The sequence below is a fragment of the Rhodococcus wratislaviensis genome (genome assembly GCF_900455735.1).
Taxonomy (GTDB): Bacteria; Actinomycetota; Actinomycetes; order Mycobacteriales; family Mycobacteriaceae; genus Rhodococcus_F; species Rhodococcus_F wratislaviensis.
Map to the genome: position 1 here is coordinate 47,573 of NZ_UAUI01000017.1, position 14,164 is coordinate 61,736.

12 protein-coding genes are annotated in these 14,164 nt (G+C 68.5%); 9 read left to right on the forward strand and 3 right to left on the reverse strand.

Annotated elements, in window-relative coordinates; genetic code table 11:
• Positions 1 to 3 precede the first annotated feature (3 nt).
• Positions 4 to 570 (reverse strand): TetR/AcrR family transcriptional regulator, encoded by a 567-nt coding sequence (locus DTA22_RS21005; protein WP_009480470.1) that lies wholly within the window; start codon positions 568 to 570, stop codon positions 4 to 6.
• Positions 571 to 751: 181 nt separating this feature from the next.
• Positions 752 to 3,556, reverse strand: a complete 2,805-nt coding sequence (gene acnA, locus DTA22_RS21010; RefSeq protein ID WP_037237765.1) for an aconitate hydratase AcnA — start codon at positions 3,554 to 3,556, stop codon at positions 752 to 754.
• Between the two features lie 306 nt (positions 3,557 to 3,862).
• On the opposite strand from acnA, the gene DTA22_RS21015 reads away from it, so the two are divergent.
• The 8 genes from DTA22_RS21015 (at position 3,863) to DTA22_RS21050 (ending at position 12,477) form a co-directional block, all read left to right on the forward strand.
• A complete protein-coding gene (locus DTA22_RS21015; RefSeq protein WP_037237760.1) occupies positions 3,863 to 4,468 on the forward strand; it encodes an Rv1476 family membrane protein in 606 nt (201 codons plus the stop codon).
• Positions 4,469 to 4,849: 381 nt separating this feature from the next.
• The gene (locus tag DTA22_RS21020) at positions 4,850 to 6,340 is read left to right on the forward strand and encodes an NlpC/P60 family protein (protein ID WP_174233836.1); all 1,491 of its coding nucleotides are present in this window, start codon (positions 4,850 to 4,852) and stop codon (positions 6,338 to 6,340) included.
• 204 nt (positions 6,341 to 6,544) lie between these two features.
• Entirely contained in the window at positions 6,545 to 7,720 is a 1,176-nt protein-coding gene (locus DTA22_RS21025; RefSeq protein ID WP_037237754.1) for an AAA family ATPase, read from the forward strand.
• Positions 7,717 to 8,691: a DUF58 domain-containing protein gene (locus DTA22_RS21030; protein WP_112300774.1), complete on the forward strand. Its 975-nt coding sequence runs from the start codon at positions 7,717 to 7,719 to the stop codon at positions 8,689 to 8,691. Before DTA22_RS21025 ends, DTA22_RS21030 begins: the two co-directional genes overlap by 4 nt.
• Positions 8,688 to 9,668 carry a VWA domain-containing protein gene (locus tag DTA22_RS21035; RefSeq protein ID WP_009480477.1) on the forward strand — a complete coding sequence of 327 codons (981 nt, stop codon included), beginning with the start codon at positions 8,688 to 8,690 and terminating at the stop codon, positions 9,666 to 9,668. Before DTA22_RS21030 ends, DTA22_RS21035 begins: the two co-directional genes overlap by 4 nt.
• A 63-nt stretch (positions 9,669 to 9,731) precedes the next feature.
• Complete coding sequence (gene fabG1, locus DTA22_RS21040) at positions 9,732 to 10,481, forward strand: 3-oxoacyl-ACP reductase FabG1 (RefSeq protein ID WP_005241843.1); 750 nt, start codon at positions 9,732 to 9,734, stop codon at positions 10,479 to 10,481.
• Positions 10,482 to 10,528: 47 nt separating this feature from the next.
• Positions 10,529 to 11,326, forward strand: a complete 798-nt coding sequence (gene inhA / locus DTA22_RS21045; protein WP_005241845.1) for an NADH-dependent enoyl-ACP reductase InhA — start codon at positions 10,529 to 10,531, stop codon at positions 11,324 to 11,326.
• A gap of 41 nt (positions 11,327 to 11,367) precedes the next feature.
• Positions 11,368 to 12,477, forward strand: a complete 1,110-nt coding sequence (locus DTA22_RS21050) for a ferrochelatase (RefSeq protein WP_112300775.1) — start codon at positions 11,368 to 11,370, stop codon at positions 12,475 to 12,477.
• Here the strand turns inward: DTA22_RS21050 and DTA22_RS21055 are convergent.
• Positions 12,443 to 13,252 carry a hypothetical protein gene (locus DTA22_RS21055; protein ID WP_112300776.1) on the reverse strand — a complete coding sequence of 270 codons (810 nt, stop codon included), beginning with the start codon at positions 13,250 to 13,252 and terminating at the stop codon, positions 12,443 to 12,445. The two genes, DTA22_RS21050 and DTA22_RS21055, sit on opposite strands and share 35 nt — an antisense overlap.
• 67 nt (positions 13,253 to 13,319) lie before the next feature.
• Here DTA22_RS21055 and DTA22_RS21060 point away from each other — a divergent pair, with 67 nt between their 5' ends.
• Positions 13,320 to 14,159 carry a DUF3097 domain-containing protein gene (locus DTA22_RS21060; protein WP_037237847.1) on the forward strand — a complete coding sequence of 280 codons (840 nt, stop codon included), beginning with the start codon at positions 13,320 to 13,322 and terminating at the stop codon, positions 14,157 to 14,159.
• The last annotated feature ends 5 nt before the right edge of the window (positions 14,160 to 14,164 follow it).

Below are 14,164 nucleotides of genomic sequence, written 5' to 3' on the forward strand. Positions count from 1 at the left end.
GTGTCAGTCGCGGCGTCGGACGGATTCCTCGACGAGGTCGAGGACGGCCGACAGGTTGTCGCCGGCGTGCCCGGAGGCGATGCGTGCGACGAGGCCGTCGAGCACCAGGTCCAGGTAGCCGATCAGGACGTCGGTCGGGACGTCGTCGCGGAGGCGGCCCGCGGACTTCTGCCGCGCGAGGCGCGCCATAGTCGCCTCGGTGAGTTCCGCCGACCGCTGTGACCAGCTTCTGCGGAAGTCGGGATCGTTCCGCAGGCGCCGGGCGATCTCGAGCCGGGTTCCCAGCCAGTCGAACTGTTCGGGCTGGGCGAGCATGTCCCGCATCACCTGGACGAGGCCCTCGTGGGCGACCACGTCGGCCATCCTGGTCGCGTCCTCGTGGGCGAGCGCCAGGAACAAGCCGTCCTTGTCCTTGAAGTGATGGAAGATCGCCCCGCGTGACAGTCCGGTCACTTCTTCGAGCCGGCGGACGGTGGCGCCGTCGTAGCCGTATTCGGCAAAGCAACGGCGGGCGCCGTCGAGGATCTGACTGCGCCGTGCCGCGAGATGGTCTTCACTGACCTTGGGCAAAGGCTTCCTCCTTCGTCGTTCGCCTGTGCGCGTTTTCGGCCCTTCGCGAGAAAGGTCACCTCATGCACTAAGCGCGCACGACCATGTGTCCGGGACGGTGAGATCCGCTCGAAGATGGTCGTGCGCGCTTAGTGCCTGTCCTGGCCGAAAACGCGCACAGGCGCGGTAGCGCCTAGAGCGCCTAGCCCTTGATCATGTTGCGGAGCACGTACTGCAGGATGCCGCCGTTGCGGTAGTAGTCGGCCTCGCCGGGCGTGTCGATGCGCACGACCGCGTCGAAGACGACCTTCTCACCGTTCTCGCGGGTTGCCGTGACCTTGACGGTCTTCGGCGTGACACCCTCGTTGAGCTTCTCGACGCCTTCGATGTCGAAGACCTCGGTGCCGTCCAGCTTCAGCGACGCAGCGGACTCGCCGGCCGGGAACTGCAGCGGCACAACGCCCATGCCGATGAGGTTGGAGCGGTGGATGCGCTCGAACGACTCGGTGATGACGGCCTTGACGCCGAGGAGGCTGGTGCCCTTGGCGGCCCAGTCACGGGACGATCCGGAGCCGTACTCCTTGCCGCCCAGCACGACCAGCGGGATGCCGGCCTCCTGGTAGTTCTGCGACGCGTCGTAGATGAACGCCTGCGGGCCGCCGTCCTGGGTGAAGTCGCGGGTGTAGCCACCGGAGACGTCGTCGAGGAGCTGGTTGCGCAGACGGATGTTCGCGAACGTGCCGCGGATCATCACCTCGTGGTTACCGCGACGCGAACCGTAGGAGTTGTAGTCCTTGCGGTCGATGCCGTTCGCGTCCAGGTACTGCGACGCGGGCGTGCCGGCCTTGATGTTGCCTGCCGGGGAGATGTGGTCCGTGGTGACCGAGTCGCCGAGCAGCGCGAGGACGCGGGCGCCCTTGATGTCGCTGACCGGGGTCGGCTCCTTCGGCATGCCGTCGAAGTAGGGTGGCTTCCGCACGTAGGTGGAGTTGGCGTCCCACTCGAAGGTCTTGCCCTCCGGGGTGGGCAGCCCGCGCCAGCGCTCGTCGCCCTTGAAGACGTCCGCATAACCCTTGACGTACATCTCCTGGCTGATCGAGGAGTTGATGGTCTCCTGGATCTCCTGGGGCGAGGGCCAGATGTCCTTCAGGAACACGTCGTTGCCGTCGGCGTCCTTGCCGAGGGCGTCGTGCTCGAAGTCGAAGTCCATCGTGCCTGCGAGGGCGTATGCGATGACCAGCGGCGGGGAGGCCAGGTAGTTCATCTTCACGTCGGGGGAGATGCGTCCCTCGAAGTTGCGGTTGCCCGACAGCACCGCGGTGGCGGTGAGGTCGTTGTCCTGGATGGCCTGCGAGATCTGCTCGTCCAGCGGGCCGGAGTTACCGATGCAGGTGGCGCAGCCGTAGCCGACGAGGTAGAAGCCGAGCTTCTCCAGGTACGGCCAGAGGCCGGACTTGTTGTAGTAGTCGGTGACGACCTGCGAACCGGGAGCCATGGAGGTCTTGACCCACGGCTTGGCGGACAGGCCCTTCTCGACGGCGTTGCGGGCGAGCAGGGCAGCGCCGAGCATGACCGACGGGTTGGACGTGTTGGTGCAGGAGGTGATCGACGCGATCACGACGGCACCGTGGTCGAGGATGAACTCGCCCTTGTCCTCGGACAGAACCTTGACCGGCTTGGTCGGGCGGCCCTCGGATCCGTTGGCGGCCGACTGCACGTCGACGGCGCCGTCGTCGGCGAACGACAGGGCGGCGGGATCGCTCGCGGGGAACGACTCCTCGACGGCCTCGTCGAGCTGCGAGTGACCCGCGGGGTGGTGCTCCTCCACGTAGTTGTGGATGTCCTTGCGGAACGCGTTCTTCGAGTCCGACAACAGGATTCGGTCCTGCGGGCGCTTCGGGCCTGCGATGGACGGAACCACGTCACCGAGGTCGAGTTCGAGGTACTCGGAGTACTCGGGCTCGTGGTCGGCGTCGTGCCAGAGGCCCTGTTCCTTCGCGTACGCCTCGACGAGGGCGAGCTGCTCCTCGGAGCGGCCGGTCAGGCGGAGGTAGCTGACGGTCTCGGCGTCGATCGGGAAGATCGCGGCGGTGGAACCGAACTCGGGGCTCATGTTGCCGAGCGTTGCGCGGTTGGCCAGGGGAACCTCGGCCACACCCTTGCCGTAGAACTCGACGAACTTGCCGACGACGCCGTGCTTGCGCAGCATGTCGGTGACGGTGAGGACCACGTCGGTGGCGGTGACGCCGGGCTTGATCTCACCGGTCAGCTTGAAGCCGACGACGCGCGGGATCAGCATGGAGACGGGCTGGCCGAGCATGGCAGCCTCGGCCTCGATGCCGCCGACGCCCCAGCCGAGCACGCCCAGGCCGTTGACCATGGTGGTGTGCGAGTCGGTGCCGACGCAGGTGTCGGGGTATGCCTGGCCGTTGCGGACCATGATCGTCCGGGCCAGGTGCTCGATGTTGACCTGGTGGACGATGCCGGTGCCCGGGGGGACGACCTTGAAGTCGTCGAACGCGCCCTGGCCCCAGCGGAGGAACTGGTAACGCTCACCGTTGCGGGAGTACTCGATCTCGACGTTGCGCTCGAAGGCGTCGGCGCGGCCGGCGACGTCGATGATGACCGAGTGGTCGATGACCATTTCGGCGGGTGCGAGGGGGTTCACCTTGTTCGGGTCGCCGCCGAGTGCGGTGACCGCTTCACGCATGGTGGCGAGGTCCACGATGCAGGGGACGCCGGTGAAGTCCTGCATGATCACGCGGGCGGGCGTGAACTGGATCTCGACGTTCGGGTCGGCCGAGGGATCCCAGCTCGCGATGGCGCGAATGTGGTCGGCGGTGATGTTCGCGCCGTCCTCGGTGCGAAGCAGGTTCTCGGCGAGAACCTTCAGTGCATAGGGCAGTTTTTCGGTGCCGGGCACGGCCGAGAGGCGGAAGATCTCGTAGGAGTTCTCACCGACCTCGAGGGTGCCTTTGGCGCCGAACGAATCAATACTCGTGCTCACGTCAGCTCCACTCGTCTATGAGGGTCGCCGCCGACGGGGCTGTGTCGACGGCTGCAGGCACTGCGGGCACGGCTGATCCGTGTGCGCTGTAGTGCTAGCGATGACGGAATCGGCCCCTACCGCGGTACCTCCGATAGTCTAACAGTACGCTTGTCCTGTGAGAATTCGGGTCGGCATGGGGCGTGTTCCCTTCGCAGATTCTCCTCGACCCCGACGCGGGAAGCGCGCAGACGGAACGGAACTTCGGGGACACCTCACGTAGTGTTCACGCGAGGCTTACGTTCCTACAGCAAACCCGGATGAGAGATGCCTGCCCCTATCGCCACCGCACTTCCTGCCAGTGCCATGCTCCCCGTCCATTCGGCGCTCCCGTTGTCGACGGACCTTCCGGAAGACCTCGACGTCTCCGACGTGGTCGCGGACGTGTCCGACGACGGCGTGTCGGCGCCGTCCGACGAGGCGACCGAACTCGCCGCCGTGGTCGATCGCGCGGCCGACCACGGGATCAAGCTGAGCATCGTGGTGCTGGACGAGGATCCCGGCCGCGATTCGCAGCTGCGCGACCTCGCGACCGAGGTCGGCGCGGAAGAGGGAGGCACCGTCCTGGTGCTGAGCCCCAGCTGGGTCGGCACGTACAGCGATTCGATCAGCCGGGTCCTGCTCGAATCGGGTCAGGACCGCACCTACACCGGCGATGCGGTGGTCTCCGCGAATCACTTCGTCGACGAAGTCATCGAGCCGGGACCTCCGTGGGCCCTGTTCACGGCCGTCATCGTCGCGATCGTCGTCATCGCGTCGGCTGCCACGTTCTTCGCGAAATCGCGCCGGGCGTCCGTATCTCGCGACGGCGCCGCGGAAAAGGGTGACAGCGCCGCGGGGGCCGGCACGTCGTACGAGCGACAGAAGCCCTGACTCCTCCCGAATTTCCGGGATAACTCGGCGGCAATTTCACGATTCGCCCGAGCGTGGCCGCTGCCTGCGTCGATGCGCCTAACTAGCGCCGACGATTCACAGTTGGACATTTCCGCTGGTCAAATTACTCATGTGTTATTTGTGACTAAAGTTTCCATAGAGTCCGGAAGTGTCGTACGGTGCATTTGGCGCTCTTGGGGAAGAAGTGTCGCAGGCTGGTGATTGACGTCCAGAGTGACGGCGATCCGGTATATGTCGGCGTCGCCGAAGCGCGGGAAGGTGTGGTTGCCGCAAATTTCTCCCCACGACGAGCACGGCGCGGTGTGCGCGATCGGTGCAGAACCGAGGGAGAGAGTTGTGAAGCGACAAGCACGAGCTGGAGTGGGGCACCGTAGCTTCTCCCGCGGGCACACTCGCGCAGCGCGCCTCCTGATCGGATTGGGCATCGTCGGAGCCCTGGTCGGCAGCACACCGGGCCTGGCCGCAGCGGTACCACCCCCGCCGCCGAATCCGTCCGACAACGACATCGCGCAGGCCCAGACCCAGGTGTCGGCGGGCCTCGGGCAGGTCAGCGAACTGATCAACCAGGTCGCCTCCGCGGATCAGCAGCTCGCCCAGCTCGACAACGAGGTCGCCATCAAGCGCGAGGACGTGAACCGGGCCCTGGTCGATCTGCAGAACGCGCGCAGCGCCGCCGATCTGGCGGCCAGTGTGGTCGGGGCCTCGCAGCAGGCTCTGCGTGACGCCGGGGCCCAGATCGAACTCGCGCAGAAGGACTTCGACAAGTACGCCCGGTCGAGCTACACGCAGGGCACCAACGTCTCCTCGATCTCGACGTACCTGGGCGCCCAGGGTCCCGGCGACGTCCTCGATCGCGCGCAGGTTCTGAAACTCCTGGCCACCAGCCAGAACGCGGTGCTCGAGGGTCTGCAGCGGGCACGGACCGCGCAGGCCAACAAGGATTCCGCGGCACGCGAGGCCAAGCAGCAGGCGGACGTGGCCGCCGACCAGGCCGCGTCGAAGAAGTCGCTGGCGGAGCAGGCGATCGCGGTCGCGCGGTCGGCGCTGCAGGACCAGGCGGCCAAGAAGGCGCAGATCGAGAGCAATCGCGCGGCCGCCCAGGCCCAGCTCGACGCCGCCCGCGGGAACGTCGCGGGGTTGCAGGGGCAACGTGAGGCGTACGCGACGTGGGAGGAGCAGAAACGCGCCGAGGACGCGCAGAAGGCTGCCATCGCCGCCGCGGCCCGGGAGGCCGCGACACAGGCTGCCGCGCGGGTCGCCGCCAACGAGGCGGCACGACAGCGCGCCGCCGAACTCGCCGCGGGGCAGCGCGCGCACACCACGATCGAGGACGACTCGGAGGACGAGGACTCCGCCGACGGCGGGACGACCACGCCCAAGTCCACCCCCAAGTCGAAACCGTCGACCAGCGGTGAGGACCTGACCGGCAGCGAGGCCATCGAGACCGTCATCGACCGGGGACTGTCCCAGATCGGTGTGGAGTACGCGTGGGGTGGCGGCGACGAGAACGGTCCCACCCTCGGCATCCGCGACGGCGGTGTCGCCGACAGTTACGGCGACTTCAACAAGGTCGGTTTCGACTGCTCCGGTCTGATGATCTACGCGTTCGCCGGGATCGGCATCTCCCTGCCGCACTACACCGGTTATCAGTACACCGCGGGGGAGCAGATTCCGTCGGAGGAGATGCAGCGCGGCGACATGATCTTCTGGGGCCCGAACGCGAGCCAGCACGTCGCCCTGTATCTCGGCGACGACCAGATGCTCGAGGCTCCCCAGTCGGGCGACGTCGTCAAGATCTCCCCGGTGCGATGGGATGGCATGACCCCTTACGCTGTCCGTATGGTGTCGTGATCCATGATGTCGATGAAGTAGTCCGCAGTGCGGATCGTGCTTGGTTGCGGCGGGGGTTGCTTGCACCTGGAATAGTTGAGCAAGTACGTGAACGGGCGGAACGATCTAGGTGAAAGCGGTGGATTCTTGGTGACCTCACGTGATGATGCGGTATCGGAGGGTGCAGCCCGGAAGGAGTCGCCCGCGACGGCCGCTCCCGAAGGTGTGAAGAACGGGGGTGCCGCCAACGGATCGGGCCCCCAGAACGTCCCCGCGCCGAATGCACCCTCACAGAATGCGGGCACGCAGAGCGCGACGACGAAGACGGTCGCGCCCAGTCTCGCCGCCGACGTGCAGACGCTGGAACGCGCGATCTACGAGGTCAAGCGCGTGATCGTCGGGCAGGACCGGCTGGTGGAGCGAATCCTGGTCGGTCTGCTCGCGAAAGGCCATGTGCTGCTCGAGGGTGTGCCGGGTGTCGCGAAGACCCTGGCCGTCGAGACGTTCGCGAAAGTGGTCGGCGGATCCTTCTCGCGTGTCCAGTTCACCCCCGACCTGGTGCCCACCGACCTGATCGGTACGCGCATCTACCGGCAGGGGCGCGAGGAGTTCGACACCGAACTCGGTCCCGTCGTCGCGAACTTCGTGCTCGCCGACGAGATCAACCGCGCGCCGGCGAAGGTGCAGTCGGCGCTGCTCGAGGTGATGGCCGAGCGGCACGTGTCGATCGGCGGCAAGCGGTACCACATGCCCGACCCGTTCCTGGTGATGGCGACGCAGAACCCGATCGAGAACGAGGGTGTGTACCCGCTGCCGGAGGCGCAGCGCGACCGCTTCCTGTTCAAGATCCTCGTCGACTACCCGACGGTGGAGGAGGAGCGCGAGATCGTCTACCGGATGGGTGTCGATGCGCCGGAACCCCACCAGGTCCTCGATCCGGAGGAGCTCGTCCGTCTGCAGAAGGTCGCAAGCGGTGTCTTCGTGCACCATGCGCTCGTCGACTACGTGGTCCGGGTCATCGCGGCCACGCGCACGCCGGCCGAGTTCGGTCTGCCCGAGGTCGACGGCTGGATCGCGTACGGCGCGTCTCCGCGCGCGACGCTGGGCATCATCTCCTCGGCGCGGGCGCTGGCGTTGCTGCGCGGGCGTGACTACGTGGTGCCGCAGGACGTGCTCGAGGTGATCCCGGACGTGCTGCGTCACCGTCTCGTGCTGTCCTATGACGCCCTCGCCGACGAGGTCAGCCCGGACGACGTCATCTCCCGCGTGCTGCAGACCGTGGGTCTGCCGCAGATCGCCGCACAGCCGACCACGGTCCCGGCGGCTCCCGCCGGTCAGCACGGACCGCCCGTCCCGTCCACGTCGGTGCCCGGACCGACGGCGATGAGCCAGCCACGGTGAGTGCGCGTACCGCCGGTGCGCAGAGCTCCGGCCCGCCGCCGTCGTTCCGCTCCGGCGAACTCCGTGATCCCAAACTGTCCGCCGCGCTGCGGACGCTGGAACTGACCGTCCGCCGCCGCCTCGACGGCGTGCTGCACGGCGACCATCTGGGCCTGATCCCGGGACCGGGCTCCGAACCGGGTGATGCCCGCGAGTACCAGCCGGGCGACGATGTGCGTCAGATGGACTGGTCGGTGACCGCACGGACGACGCACCCGCACGTCCGGCAGTCGGTGGCCGACCGGGAGCTCGAGACGTGGCTCGTGGTCGATCTGTCGTCGAGCCTCGACTTCGGTACCGCCGGCTGCGAGAAGCGGGACCTCGCGGTGGCTGCTGCCGCCGCCGTCACGCATCTGACCAGCGGCGGTGGGAACCGGATCGGGGCGATCGTCTCGACCGGCGCCCAGACCACCCGGATCCCGGCCCGCGGTGGCCGCATCCACGCGCAGGCGATGCTGCGTCAGATCGCGACCACCCCGCACGCCCCGGACGGGGTGCGGGGCGACCTGCAGGGTGCGGTGGAGTCGTTGCGCCGCCCCCAGCGTCGCCGCGGTCTGGCCGTCGTCATCAGTGACTTCCTGGGACCGATCGACTGGGAGCGGTCGCTGCGGGCGATCTCGGGACGCCACGACGTACTCGGTGTCGAGGTGCTCGACCCGCGAGATCTGGAATTACCCGACATAGGGGATGTAGTGCTGCACGATCCGGAGTCCGGACGGACCCGCGAGTTCACGACCACACCGCAACTGCGCGCCGACTTCGCGCGGGCCGCGGACGAGCACCGCCTGCAGGTGGAGCAGTCGTTGCGGCGCTGCGGCGCCCCGCTGCTCAGTCTGCGCACCGACCGGGACTGGATCTCGGATGTCGTTCGGTTCGTGTCCGCCCGGAAGCACAGTTACGGGACCTCGACGAACCAGAGGTCCCGCCGGTGAGCCTTTCCCAGTTCACCTCACCGTGGTGGCTGCTGTTCCTCCTGGTCGTCGTGGCATTGGTCGCGGGATACGTGTGGGTGCAGCGTCAGCGGCAGAAGCACACCCTGCGGTTCACCAACTTCGCGCTCCTCGAGAAGGTCGCGCCGTCGCGGCCGGGCCGGGCCCGGCACATTCCGGCGCTGCTGATGGTGCTGGCGCTGGTGTTCTTCAGTGTGGCGCTGGCCGGTCCGACGGAGGACAAGCGGGTTCCGCGGAACCGGGCCACCGTGATCCTCGTCATCGACGTGTCGTTGTCGATGAAGGCGACCGACGTGGAACCGACCCGGCTGGCCGCGGCGCAGGACGCCGCGAAGTCGTTCGCCGACGGGCTCACCCCCGGCATCAACCTCGGTCTCGTCGCGTTCGCCGGCACGGCGTCGGTGCTGGTGTCGCCGACCACCAACCGCGAGGCGTCGAAGGTCGCGATCGACAATCTGCAGTTGAGCGAGCGGACCGCCACCGGTGAGGCGATCTTCACCTCGCTGCAGTCGATCGACACGCTGGCCGCGGTGCTCGGCGGCAGTGATCAGGCGCCGCCCGCCCGCATCGTGTTGCTCTCGGACGGCAAGCAGACGGTGCCCGAGAACCCGGACGATCCGCGCGGCGGGTTCACCGCGGCCCGGCAGGCGAAGGACAAGGACGTCCCCATTTCGACGATCTCGTTCGGCACCAGCTACGGCAAGGTCGAGATCGAGGACGAACGCATTCCGGTGCCCGTCGACGATCCGTCGCTGCGGGAGATCGCGAATCTCTCCGGCGGCAGCTTCTTCACGGCCTCGAGCCTGGAGGAACTGCGCGACGTCTACGACACCCTCGAGGAGCAGATCGGTTTCGAGACCACCCGCGGCGACGCCAGCCGCCCCTGGCTCGTGCTGGGTGTCCTGTCCGCCACGGCGGGGCTGATCCTCGCGCTGGTCCTGCGTCAACGGCTGCCGTGATCTGCGTTCCACCGCGGCCCCGCGCTTCCACTTCTGCACATCTGAACAGATAGGTTGATCCCCATGTCTACCCCACAAACTACTGACGCGTCAGTTAGGACGGTGTCCACTCCCCGGTCGGTGCTCGTCACCGGCGGCAACCGCGGGATCGGCCTCGCTGTCGCGCAGCGCCTCGCGGCGGACGGCCACAAGGTCGCGGTCACGCACCGCGGCTCGGGTGCGCCGGACGGCCTGTTCGGCGTCCAGTGCGACGTCACCGACACCGAGTCGGTCGACCGCGCCTTCAAGGAGGTCGAAGCGCACCAGGGTCCCGTCGAGGTTCTCGTCGCGAACGCCGGCATCACCGACGACACGCTGATCATGCGGATGACCGAGGAGCAGTTCACCTCCGTCGTCGACGCCAACCTGACCGGCGCGTTCCGCGTCGCGAAGCGGGCCACGCGGTCGATGCTGCGGGCGCGGTTCGGCCGGTTCGTGTTCCTCGGGTCCGTCGTCGGCCTCGCCGGTGGTCCCGGCCAGGTGAACTACGCGGCGTCCAAGGCCGGTGTGGTCGGCATCGCGCGGTCGCTGACCCGTGAGCTCGGTTCCCGTTCGATCACCGCGAACGTGGTGGCCCCGGGCTTCATCGACACCGACATGACCGCGGTCCTCGACGACAAGTACAAGGACATGATCACCGGCGCGGTTCCGCTGCAGCGGCAGGGCAAGCCCGAGGAGGTCGCCGCGGTGGTGAGCTTCCTGGCCTCCGACGATTCCGCCTACGTCTCCGGCGCGGTGATCCCCGTCGACGGCGGCCTCGGCATGGGCCACTAGCACTCCCCACTCCACTTCCCGGACTTTTTCTCACAGGAGGACACCTCATGGGCGGATTGCTCGAAGGTAAGACCATTCTCGTCACCGGCATCATCACGGACGCGTCCATCGCGTTCCACGTCGCCAAGGTCGCCCAGGAACAGGGCGCCAAGGTGATCATCACCGGATTCGACCGTCTCCGGCTGATCGACCGCATCGCGCAGCGCCTGCCGCAGCCGGTGCCGCCCGCGCTCGAACTGGACGTGCAGAACCCGGAGCACCTCGCGAGCCTCGCCGACCGCATCCGGGAGATCGCGCCCGAGGGTGTCGACGGCGTCGTGCACTCCATCGCGTTCGCGCCGCGGTCCTGCCTGGGCAGCCCGTTCTTCGACGCACCGTGGTCCGATGTGGGAGTGGCCTTCGAGGTCTCCGCCTACTCGTACGCGTCGCTGTCGAAGGCGCTGCTGCCGGTGCTGAACGACAATGCGTCGATCGTCGGCATGGACTTCGATCCCGCGCGCGCGGTGCCGTTCTACAACTGGATGGGTGTCGCCAAGGCCACCCTCGAGTCGGTGAACCGGTATGTCGCCAAGGAGGTCGGCGAACGCGGTATCCGCTCCAACCTCGTCGCGGCGGGCCCGATCAAGACCCTCGCCGCCAAGGCCATCGCCGGTACCGCCACCGACGACGCCAAGCAGATGAACGAACTCAACACGGCGTGGGACGAGCGCGCGCCCATCGGCTGGAACGTCGACGACCCGGAGCCGGTCGCGAAGACCGTGTGCACCGTGCTGTCCGACTGGCTGCCCGGCACCACCGCGTCGATCATCTACGTCGACGGTGGCGCCCACGCCATGGCCGGCTAGGGCACGACCCGGGGAGTGCGCCCCGAACGGCACCACGGAAGATGGGGATCATGATCGCTGCGAATTCGACGGACGGTTCCGGTTCCCAGTTCGATGCCCTTCTCGTGTTGTCGTTCGGGGGTCCGGAGCAGCCCGCCGACGTGCGCCCGTTCCTGGAGAACGTCACCCGGGGCCGGGGGGTGCCACCCGAACGGCTGGATGCGGTCGCCGAGCACTACCTGCATTTCGGGGGCGTGTCGCCGATCAACGCCCTCAATCGCGACATCATCTCCCGCGTCGAATCCGAATTGGCAAGCGCCGGAATGGATTTGCCCGTCTATTTCGGTAACCGGAACTGGCATCCGATGGTCGAGGACACCGTCGCCCGGATGGGTGCGGACGGGGTGCGGTCCGCCCTCGTGTTCCCGACGTCGGCGTGGGGCGGGTACTCGGGCTGCAGGCAGTACCACGAGGACGTCGCCCGGGCACGGGCCGCGGCGGGGGACGGGGCACCGCATCTGCTGAAGCTGCGGCAATACTACGACCACCCGCTGCTGATCGGGGCATTCGCCGACGCCGTCCGCGAGGCCGCGGCGCAGCTTCCCGCCCAGCGGCGGGCCGACGCACGGCTGGTGTTCACCGCGCATTCCGTGCCGGTGTCCGCGGACGTCAACGCGGGACCGCCGGCAGAGGGCGGTCGTCTCTACAGCCGGCAGGTGGCCGAGGCGGCCCGGCTCACCGCCCGCGCCGCCGGCTTCGACGATTTCGACCTGGTGTGGCAGTCCCGGTCCGGGCCACCCCAGGTGCCGTGGCTCGAGCCGGACATCTGCGACCACCTGGACGTCCTCGCCGGCCGCGGTGTCGGTGCGGTGATCGTGTGCCCGGTGGGATTCGTGTCCGATCACCTCGAGGTGGTGTGGGATCTCGACACCGAGGCCCGGGACAAGGCGGCTGAACTCGGCATCGACTTCGTGCGTGCGGCCACCCCCGGAACGGATCGGCGCTTCGCGGAACTGGTCGTCGCTCTGGTGACGGAGCAGCTGGCCGGCACGCCCGCCGAGCGACTCGGGTCCGAGCCGCTGCTCGGTTCGGCCCGCGACGGACAGTCCTGCGCGATCGACTGCTGCAAGGCCGTGGTCAGGCCGTCAGGCCGTCCCGCGCACACGCATTGACGGCGGCGGTGCGCGCCGAGCGCACCGCCGAACGCAGGGGCCGCAGCAGGTCCTCCAGGGTGGCCGCACCCGACGCGGACACGGTGCGCGCGGGCGCCATCTGCTCGGCGACCGTGAGGATCGCGGCCACCTGATCGGCCGAGTCCAGGATCCGCAGCGCCCGCGGGGGGATCGTCGTCGGATACCGGTGCCGCGCGGACTGCGCCAGCGCATCGGCGATCAGCGCCCGCGGGTCGGCGCCGAATCCGGAATCGAGCATGTGCAGCGCCTCCAGCGCGGCCGCCGCGTCGCGGACCGCCTGCCGCATCGTGAACTCGGCCTCGCCCAGTCCGGTGTGGTGGGCGTCGAGGGGGAGCCGCTCGATCGTCGACACCGTCCAGCGCAGCACGTCGGGACCCTCGACGTGCGGGACGAGCCCCGTTCCGGACCGGCCGGGCGGTCCGACGAGCACACCCTCGCCCGCGCTGATCGCGGCGGACGCGAACTCGGTGCCCGCGGGAAGCCCGCGCACGTCCCCCGGCCCGGGCAGGACCAGCCGGATCTCCGTCTCGGGTTGCGAGACGGCGCGGCGCATCGTCTGGAGCAGCGCGGTCACCCCGGCGTCCTGGGGGTCGGGCCACGGCAGCCCGGTGCGCCCCGCCGTCACGGGATCCTCCGCGCAGGCGAGATGCATCGGCGCCCACGCGTGGAGGGCGTCGATGACGTCGTCGGGTGCACTGTTCCCGGCGAGCCAGGAACTGGCCCACACGGTGAGAGTGGCGCTGGGTGAAGTCACGATAAACGAGCATATGTCGGCGTGGCGGAGTGTGCGTAACGGCGCCGCTCGCATAGCGTCAGCGCCCGTGAGCGGAGGCGACAGATACGGCGACATCTTTTCCGGACACCCACGCGCGCGGAAGCCCGTGACGCCCACCGTCCCGGCCGAGCGGGACCTGGTGGTCGAGGACGCGGGCACCGGGTTCTGCGGGGCGGTGGTGGGGTTCGAGCGCACTTACGACGGCGATTTCGTCCGGCTCGAGGACGGGGCGCGGCGCACCCGGTTGTTCGCGATGCGGGAGGCGGCGTTCCTGATCGACGGGAAACCGGTCACCCTGGTCCGCCCGGCGGCCAAGCCCGCCGGTCCGGTGACCACCCGATCGGCGTCGGGATCCACCAAAGTGGAGGGGTTGCGGGCGCGGACGGCGCTGGCGAGCCGGATCTGGGTGGAGGGCGTGCACGACGCCGCCCTCGTGGAACGCGTGTGGGGGCACGACCTGCGCGTCGAAGGTGTCGTCGTCGAGCACCTCGAGGGTCTCGACAATCTCGGGGAGCGGCTCGCCGAGTTCCGGCCCGGTCCCGGACGGCGCGTCGGCGTCCTCGTCGATCACCTCGTCACCGGGTCGAAGGAGACCCAGCTGACCCAGGGGCTCGGGCCGAACGTGCTCGTGACCGGGCACCCGTTCATCGACGTGTGGGAGGCGGTCCGCCCGTCGGCGGTGGGGATCGAGGCGTGGCCGAAGATCCCGCGCGGTGAGGACTGGAAGACCGGGGTGTGCCGCGAATTGGGGTGGGGGACACCGCGCGACGGTTGGCGCCGCGTCTACTCGGCCGTCGACACGTTCCGGGACCTCGAGGCGCCGCTGATCGGCGCGGTCGAACAGCTGGTCGACTTCGTCACCGTCGGTTCTGCAGATTCTGGTTAGATGGT